Source organism: Hymenobacter sp. 15J16-1T3B, assembly GCF_020711235.1.
Taxonomy (GTDB): domain Bacteria; phylum Bacteroidota; class Bacteroidia; order Cytophagales; family Hymenobacteraceae; genus Solirubrum.
On record NZ_JAJFAV010000004.1, the window covers coordinates 31,855 to 49,810 of the forward strand.

At 63.1% G+C, this 17,956-nt stretch carries 14 protein-coding genes; 10 read left to right on the forward strand and 4 right to left on the reverse strand.

The features are described from left to right. Positions 1–177: 177 nt before the first annotated feature. Positions 178–2,934 carry a putative LPS assembly protein LptD gene (locus LJ737_RS08205; RefSeq protein WP_227764538.1) on the reverse strand — a complete coding sequence of 919 codons (2,757 nt, stop codon included), beginning with the start codon at positions 2,932–2,934 and terminating at the stop codon, positions 178–180. A gap of 172 nt (positions 2,935–3,106) precedes the next feature. On the opposite strand from LJ737_RS08205, the gene LJ737_RS08210 reads away from it, so the two are divergent. The 5 genes from LJ737_RS08210 to LJ737_RS08230 all read left to right on the forward strand — a co-directional run bounded on the left by LJ737_RS08210 (position 3,107) and on the right by LJ737_RS08230 (position 9,428). After that, positions 3,107–3,940 carry an N-acetylmuramoyl-L-alanine amidase family protein gene (locus LJ737_RS08210; RefSeq protein WP_410779947.1) on the forward strand — a complete coding sequence of 278 codons (834 nt, stop codon included), beginning with the start codon at positions 3,107–3,109 and terminating at the stop codon, positions 3,938–3,940. A gap of 83 nt (positions 3,941–4,023) precedes the next feature. Continuing rightward, positions 4,024–5,058, forward strand: a complete 1,035-nt coding sequence (locus LJ737_RS08215) for an MlaD family protein (RefSeq protein WP_227764541.1) — start codon at positions 4,024–4,026, stop codon at positions 5,056–5,058. 267 nt (positions 5,059–5,325) lie between these two features. After that, positions 5,326–6,981, forward strand: a complete 1,656-nt coding sequence (locus tag LJ737_RS08220; protein WP_227764543.1) for an acyl-CoA carboxylase subunit beta — start codon at positions 5,326–5,328, stop codon at positions 6,979–6,981. A 36-nt stretch (positions 6,982–7,017) separates the two neighbouring features. Beyond that, positions 7,018–7,548, forward strand: a complete 531-nt coding sequence (locus LJ737_RS08225) for a hypothetical protein (RefSeq protein WP_227764545.1) — start codon at positions 7,018–7,020, stop codon at positions 7,546–7,548. Positions 7,549–7,814: 266 nt separating this feature from the next. Continuing rightward, positions 7,815–9,428 (forward strand): ArnT family glycosyltransferase, encoded by a 1,614-nt coding sequence (locus tag LJ737_RS08230; RefSeq protein WP_227764548.1) that lies wholly within the window; start codon positions 7,815–7,817, stop codon positions 9,426–9,428. A gap of 169 nt (positions 9,429–9,597) precedes the next feature. On the opposite strand, the gene LJ737_RS08235 is transcribed toward LJ737_RS08230, so the two are convergent. Then, the gene (locus tag LJ737_RS08235; protein ID WP_227764550.1) at positions 9,598–11,088 is read right to left on the reverse strand and encodes a serine hydrolase domain-containing protein; all 1,491 of its coding nucleotides are present in this window, start codon (positions 11,086–11,088) and stop codon (positions 9,598–9,600) included. A 164-nt stretch (positions 11,089–11,252) separates the two neighbouring features. Here LJ737_RS08235 and LJ737_RS08240 point away from each other — a divergent pair, with 164 nt between their 5' ends. Together LJ737_RS08240 and LJ737_RS08245 are read left to right on the forward strand one after the other, a co-directional pair. After that, on the forward strand, positions 11,253–11,834 hold the full coding sequence (locus LJ737_RS08240) for an HPP family protein (protein WP_227764551.1): 582 nt from the start codon (positions 11,253–11,255) through the stop codon (positions 11,832–11,834). 250 nt (positions 11,835–12,084) lie between these two features. Further along, positions 12,085–13,398 (forward strand): DUF2268 domain-containing putative Zn-dependent protease, encoded by a 1,314-nt coding sequence (locus LJ737_RS08245; protein WP_227764553.1) that lies wholly within the window; start codon positions 12,085–12,087, stop codon positions 13,396–13,398. 94 nt (positions 13,399–13,492) lie between these two features. Here LJ737_RS08245 and LJ737_RS08250 read toward each other — a convergent pair whose 3' ends face one another. Both LJ737_RS08250 and LJ737_RS08255 read right to left on the reverse strand, forming a co-directional pair. Next, positions 13,493–14,557, reverse strand: a complete 1,065-nt coding sequence (locus LJ737_RS08250; RefSeq protein WP_227764555.1) for a UDP-glucose--hexose-1-phosphate uridylyltransferase — start codon at positions 14,555–14,557, stop codon at positions 13,493–13,495. Between the two features lie 311 nt (positions 14,558–14,868). Next, the gene (locus LJ737_RS08255; protein WP_227764557.1) at positions 14,869–15,369 is read right to left on the reverse strand and encodes a helix-turn-helix domain-containing protein; all 501 of its coding nucleotides are present in this window, start codon (positions 15,367–15,369) and stop codon (positions 14,869–14,871) included. A 457-nt stretch (positions 15,370–15,826) separates the two neighbouring features. On the opposite strand from LJ737_RS08255, the gene LJ737_RS08260 reads away from it, so the two are divergent. The 3 genes from LJ737_RS08260 to LJ737_RS08270 all read left to right on the forward strand — a co-directional run bounded on the left by LJ737_RS08260 (position 15,827) and on the right by LJ737_RS08270 (position 17,904). Then, on the forward strand, positions 15,827–16,861 hold the full coding sequence (locus LJ737_RS08260) for a LacI family DNA-binding transcriptional regulator (RefSeq protein WP_227764559.1): 1,035 nt from the start codon (positions 15,827–15,829) through the stop codon (positions 16,859–16,861). A gap of 142 nt (positions 16,862–17,003) precedes the next feature. Further along, entirely contained in the window at positions 17,004–17,339 is a 336-nt protein-coding gene (locus tag LJ737_RS08265; protein WP_227764560.1) for a low molecular weight protein tyrosine phosphatase family protein, read from the forward strand. A gap of 37 nt (positions 17,340–17,376) precedes the next feature. Further along, positions 17,377–17,904 (forward strand): hypothetical protein, encoded by a 528-nt coding sequence (locus LJ737_RS08270; protein ID WP_227764562.1) that lies wholly within the window; start codon positions 17,377–17,379, stop codon positions 17,902–17,904. Positions 17,905–17,956: the final 52 nt, after the last annotated feature.

Below are 17,956 nucleotides of genomic sequence, written 5' to 3' on the forward strand. Positions count from 1 at the left end.
CGGAACGGTGCTTGGGTAGCCTGGGTAAAAGGTGAGGGATGCGGAACGGGGCAAAGCTGCGGCTTTTTCCGCAAAAGCCGGGGCCGCGGTGCCTGGTACCGGGCCATAAACAACTTGCCGCCCCTTTCGGCTAGGCAGCGAAAGGGGCGGCAAGACACCGGGCGGCAACGGGCGCGCTTAGCGGTTGAGGAAGGTGCGGTTGCGGTTTAGCTTCAGGTCCTGCAGCAGCGCCGATTTAGCCCCGATGGTCACGTTGAAGCCCTGGATCTGGCCGGTCGGAATCCAGGAACCGGTGATTTGCCAGCAGTGCAGGTCGCGGAAGAAGTTGATGGACGTCACCGTGACCTTGCGCGAGACGAAGTCGTAGCCCGAGGTGTAAGTCAGGCGCATCTTGTCGGTGAGCTTGATTTCGCCGCTCACGTTCATGGCCACCGTGGGCCAGGAGCGGTTGCGGGTGGTGCCGGCGCGGGCCACGCGCGGACCGGGGTCGGAGTACAGGGCGCCGAGCGAGGCATTCAGCGTCCACGGAATCGTGAAGTCGAGGTAGTCGACGTAGGAATCGGGCTGGTTGGGGTTGCCGAGCACCGGGTCGTTGACCGGGGCCGTGCGCTGGTTGCGGTTGACGGGCTGGCCCGGGCGGCGGTTGCTGTCGAACTGGTAGCTCAGCTGCACCGAGGCCTGGTCCAGGCGGGCCAAGCGCCGGCTGTCCTGCTCGAAGAGGTACTTATTGATCAGCGCGCCCGCCGAGTCGCGCTGGTAAAAGTTGAGGGTGCTTGCGACGAGCACGCTCAGCTTCTGAGCTACCTGCGTGCGCAGGCTCACGTTGAGCGGCGCCAGCCTAAACGCCGTGGCCGCGAAGTTGTAGCCCGAGGAAAGGTCGAAGCCGTCGATGAGGCTGACCTTCTTGGTCGGCTCGGTGCCGGTGGTGTCCTTGTCGTTGCGCACCTTCATTTCCACCTGGTTTTGCAGGCTGAAGCTTACCTGGCTGACCTGCCCGCCGCCCGGTCCGGTGCCCGCGAAGCCCTGGTAGCGCGAAAACTGCGAGGGCGTGAACAGCGCCCCGGCCGAGTTGCGCAGGTCGACCGGCAGCAGGCTCTGCGTCGGGTCCAGGGGGTTGTAGGGCTGCTGGTAGTAATTGGAGTTGGCCAGGTAATTGGGCGAATAGGAGTAGCTCAAGCTCGGCGCCAAGCGGTGGCGGATGGCTTGAATGCGCTTGGTTTTGCCGAAGTTAACGGTGCCGTACAGGTTGGTCGACAGCGCGGCGCCCCCGCTGAAGTTGCCCACCCGGAACAAGCCGCGGGCGGTGTCCACGCGAATGGCCTGCGCCTCGGGCACGTAGCGGTAGTTCAGGCGCTTCACAAACCACGATTCGCCGTACGAGGCGCTGGGAGCGAAGGAGAGGTGGCGCAGCAGGGTGTAGTTGCCCAAAGACAGGCCGAAGCGGTGCTGCAGGCTCGTCTGGTAGTTGCGCAGCAGCGGGCCGAGGTTGCTCAGTTGCACCGGCACAGTGCGCGAGGCCGCGTTGCCGCCGAGCAGCGGCAAACCCGACGGCAGCGAGCGAGCGGCCTCCGTGTTACTCAGACGGTTTTGGCCCGTAAACTGGTAATCCACCGAGAACTGCTCGTAGAACCGGCCGCGCGTGGGCATGCCCAGCAGCTGGTAGATGTTCTGGCGCTGCACGGCCAACGACACGTCGGGCAGGGTCAGGTTGACCGTGCCGGTGATGGTGTTCAAGTCCTGCGTGGCCTGCAGCGAGTAGTTGATGGGCAGGTTGCGCAGCTGCTTGGAGTAGCTGATGGAGGAGTTGAAGGCCGGCGTGAGGTAGTTGCGCACGTCCAGGGAGTTCTGCTGGTTGAACTCCGGGCTGCCCGTGCGCACGCTGGCGGCAAAGCGGCCGCCGCCCGGGCGGGGCGTCGGGTTGTGGCTCCACGTCAGCCAGAAGGTGCGCGGCTTGAAGTTCTTGCGCAGGTTGGCGTTGGCACTCAGGTCGCCGGAGCGCAGGATCAGGCCCGCCGGGCGCCGCGAGTAGTTGAATTCCAGCCGGCCCTCGTAGCTGTAGCGCTTGCGGTAGGTCAGGTCGCTGTTCACGCCCCAGCCCCCGAAGGAGTCGGCGTTGCCGGAGTACACGCTGCCGGTCACCCGCAGGCCGATGTGCTCGTTGACCACGAAGTAGTACCCGCCGTTGGTCAGGTAGAAGCCGCGGTCCAGCGCCTGCCCGAAGGTCGGGATGATCAGGCCCGAGGCGCGCGACTTGCCCGGGGTGGGGAAGTAGCCGAACAGAAAGCCCAGCGGCGTGGGAATGTCGCCGATGACGAGGTTGAACGGGCCGGTCACCACCTGCTTGCGCGGCACCACCTTCATTTTCGAGGCGTTGATGAAGAAGTGCGGGTGCTCCAGGTTGCACGTGGTGTAGCGCCCGTGCAGGCCGTAGATTTCGTTCAGCTCGTTTTTCTTCACCACCTCGGCGTGGATGTAACCCTCGCCCTGCTGGGTTATGGCCTCCGCAATCTTGCCCTTGCGCGACTTGAAGTTGTAGGCAATGCGGCCGGCCTGGTAGGTTTCGGCCCCGTCCTTGAACACGGGCTTGTCTCGCACCTTGCCGGTGGAGTCAGCCAAGCCCTCGGCCGTGAGCACGTTCTGGTTGTAGTCGACGGTGATGACGCCCGCTTTCAGGTCCATTTCGCCGTAATTGACGCTGGCCTTGTTGTAGAGCACGGCCTTCTTCTCCTGCACATTGAAGCGAATCGAGTCCTTGGCCTGGTACTTCACCGTGGTTTCGATGTCGCCCTTGGGCTTCACACCCACGCGCAATGAGTCGCCGGTGGCGGCGCGGGCCGTGTCGGGGCGGGCGGCAATGGTGGGAGTGGCAGCGGGCTGACCGGCGGGGCGGGTCGGCGGAGTGGCCGGGCGCTGCTGGGCTTGCGCCAGCCCCACCAATAGGCAATAACTAATCAGCAGGGCGAGCGTACGCCAAGGGCGAAGCACCCGTCTGCTGCGGCATAGCGTTTGAATATGCGCCGCGGAAAGAGTCACGTAGGGCAGATTTGCTTTATTTTGTGGCTAAGAGTGCAAAAATAGCGGGTAGCCGCCCCATCTAACGAACACCGTGCGGAATATTGTCCTTCTCGCGGCGGCGCTGCTGGCGCTGGGCCTCGGCCCGGCCGCGAGCGTAGCGCAGCAGCCCGATTCCAGCGCCGATGCCCGTGGCCGCCAGCCGGCTGCCGCCTACCGCCTGCGCACCGTGGTGCTCGACGCCGGCCACGGCGGCAAAGACAAGGGCTGTGCCGGCCCCGAGGGCGCCCGCGAAGCCGCTGTCGCGCTGAAAATTGTGCTGGAGCTGGGCCAGCTCATCGAGGAGAACATGCCCGATGTGAAGGTGGTGTACACCCGCAAAACCGACGTGTTCGTGGAGCTGGCCGACCGCGCCGGCGTGGCCAACAAGAACAACGCCGACCTCTTTATCTCGGTGCACTGCAACGCCGGCCCCTCGGCCGCCCGCGGCACCGAGGTCTGGACCATGGGTCCGCACAAAACGGAAGCCAACCTGGCCGTGGCCAAGCGCGAAAACGCCGTCATTCTGCAGGAAGACAACTACAAGGAGCGTTACAGCGGCTTCGACCCCCGCTCGCCCCAATCCCACATCCTCTTCTCGCTCTACCAAAGCGCCCACATCGACAACTCCCTGCGCTTCGCGGCCAAAGTCGACCACGAGTTTCGCACTACCGTCAAGCGGCCGTCCCGCGGGGTGAAGCAGGCGGGCTTCCTGGTACTTTGGAAATCCACCATGCCCTCGGCCTTGATCGAAGTGGGCTTTCTGACCAACCCCGGCGAGGAGCAGTACCTAAACGATAAGGGCGGACAGTCGTATATGGCAGCGGGTATTTACCGCGCCTTCCGCCAATACAAGCAGGACCTGGAGGCCAGCAGCGCCGCCGACTAACTGCGCGCCGTTCGCCTATCTTGCCCCGCCATTCGTCGGCGGCCCCGTTATTTCTCTTCCTCCTTCTCTCTCCGCCTTTCCCCGTGTCCAAAGAAGCCAAAGTTGCCTTGTTGGCCGTTGTCGCCCTGGTGGCGTTGTTTGTTGGCTTTCGATTCTTGAAAGGCAGCAACGTATTTTCTTCCGACCGCACTTTCTACGCCGTCTACGACAACGTGGATGGCCTTAACGACGGGGCGGCCGTGTTGCTCAACGGCGTGGCGGTCGGCCAGGTAAAGAAGCGTGAGCTGCTGCCCGCCCAGGCCAATAAGGTGCGCGTGTCCCTTGAAATCCGGAAAGACGTGGAAGTCGGCGACTCCACGCTGGCCAGCCTCAGCGGCTCGCTGCTGGGCTCCAAGTCGGTGACGCTGCTGCAGGGCCGCAACACCAAGATCTTTGAGGGCGGCGAAGAGCTGCGCAGTTACCACGCCGCCAGCCTCACCGACGCCTTCCAGGCCAAAGCCCTGCCCGTGCTCGGCACCGTCGATTCCACGCTGATCCGCGTCAACCAGTTTTTGAGCAAGGAAGCCCGCCTGAGCCTGCAGCAGACGCTGCTGAACTCGCAGGCCACCACCGAGGCCCTACGCAACCTGCTGGTGGCCAACCAGCGCAACATCAACCGCATCACCACCAACATGGCCGAACTGAGCTCGTCGCTGGCCGTGACGGAGCGCAAATTCGACGCCGTGGCCACCAACCTGGCCCTCATTACCGACACGCTCAAGCGCGCCCCGCTGGCCAAGACCGTGCGCGACCTAAACACCACCGTGGCCCAGACGCAGGCCACCATCAAGGGTCTGAACCAGCAGCTGAATTCTACCAAAGGCTCCCTGGGCCTGTTGCTCAACGACGACTCGCTCTACACCAACCTCAACGCCACTTCGGCCTCGGCCAACGCCCTGCTAGTGGATTTGAAGGCCAATCCCAAGCGCTACGTGCACTTCTCGGTGTTTGGCGGGGGCGGCAAGGAGAAGAAAAAGTCCGAATCGGAGGTGAAGCCCGATGGCACCCGCAAGCGCGAAACCAAAACGGTGACCCAGCAAACCTCGCCGGCGCCGGTGGACACCGCCGTGCGGCCCTAAACCGGCCGATTTGCTTTCGAACGGAAAGCCCGCGCCGCATGGTGCGGGCTTTTTTGTGTCGGTGCTATACTGCTCGTAATCCTCATCTGGCGTACGCGCAGCGAAGGCTGCTGCGTTGAGCGCCTCGTGCCAACCCAAGGATGAGAGGCTACTCTTCCAGCCGAAGCATCCTTGCCTAACACTCGTTAGGCTGATGCGTTAAATCAATTACCTTTGGAATCGGCCCGCGCAGGCGGGCATTTCGTCTCCCCAACGCCTCTCATTCCCGTGAATCAGCCCGCAGCCCCCACCCGCCAAGACCTCGAATTCAACAAAAACGAAGACCAGCTCAAGCAGCTGAACTTCCAGCTGCAGAAGCGGCTGGAAAAAGTGCGGCTCGGCGGCGGTGAAAAGCGCATTGCCGCCCACAAGGCCAAGGGCAAGCTCACGGCCCGGGAGCGGATTGACTACCTCATCGACAAAGGCTCGGAAACCGTCGAAATCGGCGCGTTTGCCGGCGAGGGCATGTACAAAGAAGAAGGCGGCTGCCCTTCCGGCGGCGTGGTCGTGGTTATCGGCTACGTGCAGGGCCGGCAGTGCGTCATCGTGGCCAACGACGCCACGGTGAAGGCCGGGGCCTGGTTCCCGATTACGGCCAAGAAAAACCTGCGCGCCCAAGAAATCAGCATCGAAAACAAGCTGCCGATTATCTACCTCGTCGACTCGGCCGGCGTGTACCTGCCCATGCAGGACGAAATCTTCCCCGACAAGGAGCACTTCGGCCGCATCTTCCGCAACAACGCGGTGATGAGCAGCATGGGCATCGTGCAGCTGGCGGCCATCATGGGGCCGTGCGTGGCCGGCGGGGCGTATTTGCCGATTATGTCCGACGAGGCCATGATTGTCGACGGCACCGGCTCGGTATTTCTGGCCGGTTCGTACCTGGTGAAGTCGGCCATCGGCGAAACCATCGACAACGAGACGCTCGGCGGGGCCACCACGCACTCGGAAATTTCGGGCGTGACGGACTACAAGTTCAAGAACGACGAGGAGTGCCTCGACCACATCCGCAACATCTTCGACAAGCTCGGCGCCCAGCCTACGGCCGGCTTCTCGCGCAAGGCCCCGCAGGCGCCGGCGCTGGACGAGAAAGAAATCCTGGGCCTCTTGCCCTCGGACCGCGTGAAGCCCTACGACATGATGGACATCATCCTGCGCCTAGTGGACAACTCGGAGTTTGAGCCCTACAAGGACCTCTACGGGCAGACGCTCATCTGCGGGTTGGCGCGCATCGACGGCTGGGCGGTGGGCATCGTGGCCAACCAGCGCAAAATCGTGAAGACCAAGAAGGGCGCCATGCAGATGGGCGGGGTTATCTACTCCGATTCGGCCGACAAGGCCGCGCGCTTCATTATGAACTGCAACCAGAAGCGCATTCCGCTGGTGTTTTTGCACGACGTGTCGGGCTTCATGGTCGGCTCGCAGTCGGAGCACGGCGGCATCATCAAGGACGGGGCGAAGATGGTCAACGCCATGTCCAACTCCGTGGTGCCGAAGTTCTCGGTCATCGTGGGCAACTCGTACGGGGCCGGCAACTACGCCATGTGCGGCAAGGCCTACGACCCGCGCCTGATCGTGGCTTGGCCCACGGCCCAGCTGGCGGTGATGAGCGGGGCCGCCGCGGCCAACACGCTGCTGCAGATTCAGGTGGCGGCCGCCGAAGGCAAGGGCGAAAAGCTCACCGAGGAGGCTAAAAAGGAAATGTTCGACAAGATCAAGGCCCGCTACGACGAGCAGCTCTCGCCCTACTACGCCGCCGCCCGCCTCTGGGTCGACGCCATCATCGACCCCTTGGAGACGCGCAAGCTGATTTCGGAAGGCATCAGCATGGCCAATCACGCCCCGATTGAGAAGCAGTACAACGTGGGCGTGATTCAGGTGTGAGGCAAGCACCTGAGGGCGTAACGACTCGGCCGGATTATGGCAAATAACGCTTGGGAAACGGCTGCCAAAGCGGTGTGGGCGTGGCTGCGCGGGCCCGTTGCGAACGGGCTGCCGCCCATTGCCCACCCGCGTTCCGCCAAGAACAACCCCGGCCGCTGGGTCGACGCGTCGGCCGACTGGCGCATCACCGAGCGCAGCAGCCTCGCCACGCCGTTGACCACGGCCGCGCTCCAGCACTGGCAAGAAAGCACCTGCTCCTACGCAAGGCTGCGGGTGGACGAGTACCGGCGGCTCTATTTGGACCTGCGCTTTGACTGGCCCGCCGACAGCTACTTCGGCCGGGAAGAGCTGCAAGCCACCGAAGCGGACGCGGCGGCGTGCCAAGGCGTCTATTTGGCGGCGTTTCGGCGGTATGCGGACGATACGGCCGAGCTGGTGGTGAAACAGTCGCCGGGCTTTGCCGGAAGCTTGAGCCTGGTGCTGGAAGGGGTGACGGCGGCGGAATGGCAGCGCCTGCAAAGCCAAGCCTCCAACCTGTATAACTGGCTACCCGAGCAGCACGCGTAAATACTACTGGATGCCTCTTATCAAAGCGCCCCGGCCACTCCGCCGGGGCGCTTTGGCGTTGACGCGGTACATCCCAATGCGAAACGTCTTACTCGACCGGCAAAGCTCCGATGCGTGTGCGATGCAGCCTGCAGGTGGGTGGATTTGCCCACTCCGGGGTAGAGGGAGTGGGCGGGGCCGTTGCCGGCTGCGGCGGGCGCCGATAGTGCGCCGTGGGTACCGTTCGTTGCTATCTTTGTAGCTGTTCAAAACCCAAGCTGCTGCCAATGCTCGTTCAATTAAAGAATTATAGCCGACGTGATTATTTGGTTTTTATCCTGGTATGCGTGCTGCTGATAATTGGCTTTTTGCTGCGCTATTTACAGCTGGAAGAATATCCGCTTACGGTTAATCAGGACGAGCTGTCGAATATTTACGACGGGTACAGCATAGCTCGTACCGGAGCCGACAGGTGGGGTGAAAAGTATCCCGTTATTTTGCGTGCTTTCGGGAATATGGATTACCGTCCGCCCATGTATGCGTGGCTCTGCGCTATTCCAATTGAGCTGTTTGGGTATTCCATTTATTCCGGACGTTTGGTGTCCGTCGTGTTGGGCTTTGTTTCCCTGCTGCTGATTTATTTGGTGGGCGAGAAAATGGGGGGACGCTTGTTTGGGCTATTGGCCTTGTTGCTGGCTACTTTCTCACCCTGGCATATTGTCTTCTCCCGCGTAGCGTCGGAGGGCACGATGTTGCCACCTTTCTTTCTCATCTGCTCCTGCTACCTCTGGCAAAAAGCGCAGGAAAAAGGCTATAGCCTCGCCAGCCTTGCGTGGCTAGGGCTGAGCATCGGGCTCGGTACCAATACCTACCAAGCGGGCAAGCTGACCTTCTTTCTCTTCACTTTGCTGGTGCTGATTGACCTTTGGCGCTACGCTAGCCGCTTCTTTCAAAAGGCTTTGGTACTTGGTATCAGCGCCTTGGTGGGGGCCGGTCCGCAGCTCATAGCCGCCGTGACCATGCCGGACCGCTTCTTGTCCCGGGCCGACGGCAGCATGATGGAGTTTTCGTGGTCGTTTCAATACTTCAATACGCTCTTTAAAAATATCGCGCTGAATTTATCCCCGGATTTCTTGTTCTTTAATTTTGGTGTTGGTAATTATTTTACAGTAGCCCGACTGCTGATGATTGAGTGCCTGTTTTTCTATTTGGGCATGTTTCTCATTCATAAAGTTGTTTCTAAAAACCAAGCTATTAAGCCAGCTTATATTTATGCGCTGCTGTTCATGGCGGTGCTGCCCAGCGCCCTGACGCGGGAAAACCCGCACGCCCTGCGCGCTTCCGGCCTGACGGTATTATTGCCCCTGCTCAGCGCCGCCGGAATTGTGCTGGTATACAAGCATATTAACAACGCGGTGCTGCGCAATGCTTTTGTTGCAGTTACGGTCGGGCTGGCACTGTGGAATGCGAAGTATTTTTTGCAGGAATACACGGCTTCGGATACCCTGATCAAGGAAACAATGCCGGCCTTGACGGCGAAGGGCATTGAGCGGTTGAACAACTACAAAGACTGGTACGATACGGTGGTGCTGGATAAGACCGGTGATGGTTCCCAGATGTACCTGTACGTAGCCAGCTACTGCGGCATGACGCCCGAAGAATTCCAGCGGGCCGAAAAGCGCTACGACGCTTACGGGTGGGACGAATTCAAGCAACTCGGTAAATACCACTTTCTCAACCAAAGCGAGTTGGATGAGCTGTTACAGAAGACAGAATCGAAGGTGCTCATCATGACGCGGACCCGGCATACCAACTACACCGCAGTCGATAGCGTTGAGTTGCCTGGTGAAAAGATGTACATCTACTCCAGCGGGCCGGCGCAGTTGCTGTCGAAAAACTAACCCGCGCCGCGGCCGGCGTCCACGCCGCTACCGAAAGCGCCCCGGCTACTCCGCCGGGGCGCTTTCGTTGGGTTGGCACGAGGCGCTCAACGCAGCGGCCCTCGCGTGCCTTGCTAAATCACGTCCGTTGCTGGCTACGTGGATAGGCTGGGGTGGCCTGCCGGAAAAGCTACTGCTGCTTCAAGTACTCGGCCGCGGTTCGGTTTTTGGGGTTTAGGGCCAGGGCGCGGGTGTAATACTGGGTCGCGAGCTTCTTGTTGCCGAGGGCGGCGTAGGTTTCGGCCAAGCTGTCGTAGGTATTGGCGCTGCCAGGGTAAAGACGCACGTTGAGCTGGAACACCGCCAGCGCATCAGCCAGCTGGCCCTGCTCCACCAGGGAGTAGCCCCAGGCGTTGACGGCCTGCTCGGGCAGCGCGTAGGCCGGGTCGTGGCGGCGGGCTTTCTTTACTTCCTCCTCCAGGTGGCTGAACCCGCGCTGGCGCAGGGTGCGGTGCAGGGCGCGCAGGGTAGGAGGCAGGCCGAAGCCGTCGGCCACGCGCATGTCGGGCAGGTAGCAGGCCGCTAGCGCGTCGACGAACCGCTCGGGGCTGGCGCCTTGCAGGTTGGTCAGCACCACGATGGCCAGGTCGTCCTGCGGGTAGAGGAACACGGCGGAGCGGCCTCCGCCCACCGGCGCCACGGCCGGGTGTTCGGCGCGCGTGACGGTGGGCCAGCCCAGGGCGTAGCCGGTGAGCTTGCCGCCGAAGCCGCGTTCGGTGCCGTCGGTAAGGCGGCCGGGTGTCCAGAGCGTAGTCAGGCTGGCGGGTTGCAACAGCTTGCCGTGTTGCAGGGCTATCAGCCAGCGGGCCATTTCCTCGGCGGTGGAGCTCATGCCCGCGGCCGTGCGCAAGGAGGGCGGAAACACTTCGAACAGATTTTGCAGCTCCTTGCCGCGGCGCACTTGCCCGTCGATGTACTGGGTGAAGGTGTAGCCGCGGGCCATGCGGGGCAGCACGGCGTGGGCGTCGCCGGAGGTGGTGCGGGGCATGCCCACCACGTCGAGCTGCCGCTGCTGGATGAACTGCGCGAAGGGCTGGCCGCTGAGTTTATCAATCAGGCGGCCCAGCAGCAGGTAGTTGGTTTGGTTGTAGGCGAACTGCTGGCCGGGCGGGAAGTCGAGCGGCTGCTTCTGCACCTCGGCCCAGGCGGTTTTTTCGTTGTTTTCGCTTACCAGCGCGTCCTCGGGCATGATGTCGGGCAGACCGGAAGTGTGCGTGAGCAGCTGCCGCACCGTGACCGGGTGCCAGGTTGCCGGCAGCTCGGGCAGGTAGCGGCCCACCGGCGCGGCTAGGTCGAGCTGGCCGGCTTCCACCAACTGCATCACAGCCACGCCCACGAAGGCCTTGGTAATGGAATTCAGGAAAAAGCGCGTCTGCGTGGTCACCGGCACCGAGTCCTGCACGTTGGCCAAGCCGTAGTTGCCCAGCTTGACTAACTGGCCGTGGCGGACCACCGCCAGCTGCACGCCCGGAATGCGCAGCTGGCGCATGGCCTGCCGCACGAGCCGGTCGACGCTGTCGGGAGCAGCCGGCGCTTGGGCCACAAGACGGGGGGCCTGCAACAGCAAGACCAGCAGAGCCGCGGTGCAACGCAACCAAACGAGAGGGGAGAGTAGGCGCATGAACGGTGGAATAAGGAAGAAAGCGGCCGCCGCAGGGCGAAGGAATGCCAGTTAGATGGCAGACCGGCGCCCACCGTTGCCCGGAGCGGACAAGGGGCGGCAAAAATGGGGCGCGTATTTTTGCCCCCAAGAAAACACCGCCGGCTGCGGCCGGCCACCAGGGTATGCGAAGAAGACTGCAGGGGCACGCGCGCCGGATCCGGCTCATTGTGTATGAGGAAACGTTGTTTGACTGGCGGGAGCACCTCTGGACGTTTCTGGGCGCCTTTACCGGCATCGGCCTGATCGGGCTGCTCAACCGCTACCTGCTCGGCCCGGCCGATACGCTGCTGCTGGTCGGCTCGTTCGGGGCCTCCTCGGTGCTGATTTACGGGGTCATCAACAGCCCGCTGGCCCAGCCGCGCAACCTACTGGGCGGGCACGTCATCAGCGCTGTTATCGGCGTGGCAGTGCAGCAGACGGTGGGCGGGGAGCTGTGGCTGGCGGCCGCACTGGCCGTGGCCTTGTCCATTGTGGCCATGCAGATAACCAAAACCCTGCACCCGCCGGGCGGGGCTACGGCCCTGATTGCCAACGTGGGCTCCGCGCAGCTCAAGGCCCTGGGGTACTGGTACGTGCTCATGCCGGTGCTGGCCGGCGCGTTGTTGCTGCTGCTGGTGGCGCTAGTATTCAACAACGCCACGGCCTCGCGCAGCTACCCCAAAAACAAGCACTGGTACCGCATCTGGCGTCGCCGCTACTTCTGAGCCGGCTTGCCCGCCAATGCAAAACGCCCCGGCCACCCAGCCGGGGCGTTTCCCTTCTAGCACAGTACCACCCACCCAAAGCGCGGCACCTTACTCGCCGGCAAAGCTCGGGCGGCAATGTGAGCGGAATGTGTCCGGTGCGTTACCATTATGGGAGGCCTCACAAGGCCCGCTACCGGCTCCTGGGAACGGATAAAGCACTATTTTCGCTCCGGTCGTTCTCGTTAGTAGCCCGCATAATTAGCCGTACATGATGCGCCTGAAACAACTCACGCTGGGCGGGCTGCTGGTCGCCGGCGCCTTGCCCGCCGCGGCCCAGCGCCCTGCTCCGCAAACCGTGTTTACCGACGACGTCGACCGGTTTTGGCAGGCCTACGACAGCGTGCGGAGCACGGCCGAGCCCGCCCGCCAGGTGGCCGCCATGAACCGGCTCTACGTGGCCAAGGGCAGCGAGGGGCTGCGCGCCTTCATGAAAGCCCGCGGTTACTCGGCCGAAGAATGGGTCAGGCAGATCAACCAGTACCCCAAGTTCTGGGACTCGGTGCGGCCCAACACCCTCTCGGTAAAAACGAAAACGGCCGAGATTGAGCGCAGCGTGCAGCGCTTGCGCCGTCTCTACCCCGAACTGCGGGACGGCAAGATGTACTTCACCGTCGGGGGCATGCGCTCCGGCGGCACCGTAGACGGCAACCTGGTGCTGATCGGGACGGAAATAGCCACGGGCACGGCCCAGACCGACGTGTCGGAACTGCCGGGCAAATGGCTGGCGACGGTGTTTGCCCAGCAGCGGCTCGACAACGTGGTGGCCCTGAACGTGCACGAGTACGTGCATACCCAGCAGCGCAGCGAAGGCGCCACGCTGCTGGCAGAGGCGCTGCGCGAGGGCGCCTGCGACTTCGTGGCCGAACTGGCCACCGGCCAGCCCGAGCAGAGCGCCTACAGCACGTACGGCCGGGCGCACGAACCCGAGCTGCGCACGGCCTTCAAGCAGGAAATGTTCGGGGCCGATACGCGCCGCTGGCTCTACAACGGCACCAAGGCCGCCACCGTCGCCGACCTGGGCTACTACATGGGCTACGCCATTCACAAGGCTTATTACCAGCGGGCCAAAAACAAGCGCCAAGCCGTCAAAGACATCATCGAGCTGGACTACACCGACGCCGCGGCCGTCGACGCGTTTCTGACCATGTCCGGCTACTACCCCGAGGGCTGGGACAAAGCTGCCCTGCTCACGGCGCTCGACGCCCGGCGGCCGGTGCTGCTGCAGGTGCTGCCCTTCGCCAACGGCGCCACCACCGTCGACGCGGCGCTGACCGAACTGGTGCTGCGTTTCGACCGTGCCATGAGCCCCACGGGCATGGCTTTCGAGCCGACGGCCCGGGGCAAGGAGTTCTTTCCGCTCAAAAAACCGCTGGGTTTCTCGCCCGACGGGCAGCGCTTCACCCTGCAGGTCGAGCTGCAGCCCAACCATGAGTACGAGTTCGTGGTGAGCCCGCGCGGCTTTGTGTCGCAGGATGGCTTTCCGCTGCGCGAGGCCTACACCGTGCGCTTCAAAACGCGCTAAGGGCTATCGGGTGGCTGCTGCCCGCCCGGTGCACGACTGGGGCATAACCAACAAAGCCCCGCAATGGCTCGTTGCGGGGCTTTGTTGCCTGAGGTTAGCTAGCGGCGGGCTCTGGGGCCTGCTTATAGTGCACTTCCGACAACTCGCGCAGGCGCTGCGCGGCGTACTCGGGCGTGATGTCGCGCTGCGGATTGGCCAGCATTTCGTAGCCGACCATGAACTTGCGCACGGTGGCCGAGCGCAGCAGCGGGGGGAAGAAGTGCATGTGCAGGTGCCACTCGGGGTGCGCCTCGCCGTCGGTGGGTCGCTGGTGCAGGCCGGCCGAGTAGGGGAAGGACGTCTGGAAAAGGTTGTCGTAGCGAATGGTCAGGCGGCGGATGATGTCGGCCAGCGCGTCCCGTTCCTCGTCGGTGAGCTGGGTCACGTCCTGCACCGCGCGGCGCGGCACCACCAGCGTCTCGAAGGGCCAGGCCGCCCAAAACGGCACCAGCGCTACCCAGTGCGCGTTGTCGATGACCACGCGCGTTTGCTGCTGCAGCTCAATGGCGAGGTAATCGGCGAGCAAGGTGCGGCCGTGCTCCTGGTAATACGCCAGTTGCTGCACGGTTTCCTTGGCCGGGTCGCCGGGCATGGTGCGTTGGGCCCAGATCTGGCCGTGCGGATGCGGGTTGGAGCAGCCCATGACCTGGCCCTTGTTCTCAAAAATCTGCACGTAGTTGATGTCCTCGCGCGCCCCGAGCTCGGCAAATTGCTCGGCCCACACGTCTACCACCCGGCGAATGTCGGGCGTGCTCATCTCCGGCAGGGTCAAATCGTGCCGGGGCGAAAAGCAAATAACCCGGCCCACGCCCGATTCGGCTTCGGCCCGCAAGAGGCCGCCCAACTCCACCGAGCCGCGGGGCGCGTCGGGCGTGAGGGCGGCAAAGTCGTTGTCGAACACGAAGGTACCGGTGTAGGGCGGGTTCACGATGCCGCCGGCGCGGGTGTTACCGGGGCAGAGGTAGCACGTCGCGTCGTACGCGGGGCGCTGGGAGCGGTCGGGGGCTTCCTGCTGGCCCTGCCAGGGGCGCAGCGCCCGGTGCGGCGACACGAGCAGCCACTCGCCGGTAAGCGGGTTGAAGCGTCGGTGCGGTTGCTGAGCGAGGTCGAATGATGCCATGACGAAAACGGGCGGCCACAAAGCCGGCAGAAAGGTCGGAAAAAGGAACAGGCAATGCTTGCTATACCGCTGCGGGCCCGGCAGGTTGCCGCCGGGGCTACTTGCCGCCCTAGCGGTTGGCCCGCCCCCGCAGCGCCCCGGGCAGCGGAAGCGCCGCCCAAGCTGACTAGGGAGTTAGCTTCTGACTGCCAGAAATAAGGCTGCCAAGCTTTGGTCGCCGGAGCGCCTTGCCGGCCGAAGGCGCCAGGAACAAAAAAACAGCGCTGACGCGGGGCGTCAGCGCTGGCAAAGGCTTGTTGTGCGGGGTGGGCTTAGGAGGCCTGCATCAGCTGCAGCGCGCCGTCGGTGGTCGTCAGAGCCGATTCGCGGGGCAGGGTGGAGGCGCTCATTTGCTTGAGGGCTTTCTGCACGGTGATGGTGCAGATGCGCTCCGTGTAGCCCATTTCTACTACGCGCTGGGCCAGCAGCGGCAGCGTCCAGCGCCGGTGGTTGGCCGGGGCGGGGCCGCGCATAAGGCGACGCAGCAGCGACTCCAGCTTGGGCGTGAGCTTGGTGGGGGCGCCGCAGCGGGGCACGGCGTGCAGGTAGTCCTGAAAACCCTGCTGGCTGAATGCCCGACGCATGCTGTACACGCGGTCGATGCTCAGGTTCAGCAGCTCGCCCGATTCCTGCGCCGGCATGTCCAGCAACCAGTGCTGCAGCACTTGCGCGCGGTTGCGCTGCTGCCGCGAAATGGTTTCGGAGCTGACGAAATCTTCCAAGTAAGCCCGCTGCTTGCGGGTGAGTTGCAGGGAGTGGCGTTGACGACCCATTGAGACAATTAAGGCTGCGGACGACGGGGGATTGTTTTCACTGACGCTTCGAAAGTATTAAGATCTGTTTTCATGCGCAAACGATTGCGCATGAAAAATTTTGCCAGCACTTTCCTCATGTGGCTTGTTATATAAGATTGGTATTCTTATTTGTGTTTGTAAACAGTTGAAAATCAAAACATTTTATAGACAGGTCTTGGTTATGCACAGGTCAGCTAACCGGAGCTACAAATAGTTGACGGTCAGGCCAACGGCCGAGAAGGGTTGCCTGAGCGGGCTTGTTGTCGTATTTTCCGAGCAATCGATTCCGCAATTTCTGCGGCTCCTAGTAGCTTTGGTGTTCTACCATGCTCGTTTGCTGCGCCGCTGCCCGGCACCGAATGCTGCGGTTTTTCGTTTTTAGTAGTGCCGCCCGGCCCACCCCGCCGCGTATTGCCGCCACCTTGCTTTCAGTACCTTGAATCTCTCTCGCGCTTCCATTGCTGAGCTGGCTTCCAAGCTGAACCTCTCGCCTTCTACTATTTCGCGGGCGCTTAGCGGGCAAGGGCGTATTAGCGAAGAAACCCGGCAGCGGGTGCGGCAGCTGGCCCAGGAGCTGAATTACCAGCCCAACCACCTGGCCGCCGCCCTGCGCAAGGGCCGCAGCAACACCTTGGGCGTCATCGTGCCCCACATCGACGGCGACTTTTTTGCCCGGGTGCTCAAGGGCATCGAGCACGGGGCCACGCAAGCGGGTTTCAACGTGATGGTGTGCCAGTCGAACGAAAACGCGGGGCACGAAAAGAAAAACCTCGACACGCTGCTTACGGCCCAGGTGGAGGGTATTCTGGTGTCGTTGTCGCTGACCACCAAGGACGTGCAGCACTTCGAGGAAGTGCGCCGCCGCGACCTGCCGCTGGTGTTCTTCGACCGGGTACCGGAGTTGCCGCAGGTCAGCGCCGTGGTGCTGGACGATTACCAGGGCGCGTACCAAGCCGTGGAGCATTTGCTCGGCCAAGGCTGCCGGCGCATTGCCCACATCGGCGGGCCCCAGCACCTGAACATCTGCCGCAACCGCTACCGCGCCTACTGCGACGCCCTGCGGGCCCATGACCTGCCCCTCGACGCTTCGCTGGTGCACTTCTGCGACCTGACCCTGCCGGAAGGACGGCAGGCCATGGAAACGCTGCTGCAACGCCGCCCCGACCTGGACGCCGTGTTTGCCGCCAACGACCTGGCCGTGGCCGGGGCCATGCCGGTGCTGCGCGCCGCCGGCCGCCGCATTCCGCAGGACGTGGCGCTGGCCGGCTTCAGCAACGAGCTGTTCACCTTGCTCACCGAGCCGCACTTGACCACCGTCGACCAGCGCTGCGAGGAAATGGGCCGCACCGCCGTGCGCCTGCTCCTCGACATGGTAGCCGAGCAGCCCCACCAGTTTGCGCCGCGCCGCGTGGTGCTGCAGCCCGAGCTGGTCATCCGCGAATCCTCGCAGCAGGCCGCCGCGCAGAAATAGCGGCTTTCGTGGCTGCTGTGGCCCCAGATGGCGTATGCCTAGGTGATTTTTACCGAGAATTAGCTAGTTATTGCTCTATGGCAGCTTGGTCCGGCTCCGCAAGAGCCGGGCGCAACGGCGCAGGGTTATGGCCGAGTCTAAGTTGAAGCTTCTATTCGTGTGCACTGTCAACCAAATGCGCAGCGCCACGGCCCACGAAATCTACCGCGCCGACCCGCGCTTTGAGGTGGAGTCGGCCGGCACCTCCGAGCTGGCCCGGCAGGTGCTCACGCCCGCGTTGCTGGCCTGGGCCGACGCCGTGGTGGTGATGGAAAAACACCACCGCCAGCACATTCGCCGGCACTTCCCGGACGCCTACCGCCAGAAGCGCATCGTGCGCCTATACCTTCCCGACGACTACCTGTACATGGAGCCGCAGCTGATTGCGGCGCTGCGCGAACGGGTGGAAGACGTGTACCGACGCGGGCTGCTGCGCTGATGAGGGCAGTTAACTAATTATCGAGCCAATGAAGAGCATGGCTATTGCAACCGCTACGCTATTACTGCTGAGCGCCTGCTCGGTGCCGTCGGACTCCGAAACGTCCCGGCAGCCCGCCGTAGCACTGCCCCGCCCTGCGTTGCGCACCGAATACTGGCCGGTAGACACGGCAATTCAGCGCGAAGACACCCTGCTGGCCGATGGCTACCGCCTGCGCTGGGCATCGTACAGTCTCAACGACAGCGCCGTCGTGGATACGGTGTGGGACGACCACGGCCCCTTGCTGCAAGGGGCGCACAACGAGCAAACCAAGCTTCGGGGCGAGCAAAACGGCCGGCCGGTATTTGAGGTGACGCTCGGCAAGGAGCTGTTTGGCTACCCGGCAGTCGACCGCCGCTGGCACCTGATCGGGTTCCAGGAAAAGCGCGGCCAGGAAGCGGTTTTTGTGGCTTCCCTCTGCGTGCCGGATTCTGATATCTGCGAAACGGCGGAAATTGGCGTGAGCCCCCAGGGCCGCGCCCGGCTGTTGCGCCGGTTGCTACCCGAGCCGGTGGCGCAGGACTAGCCGTACCTGCAGGATCCGTTTCGCCTGTCGGGCTAACTAGCCCGTATAGCCT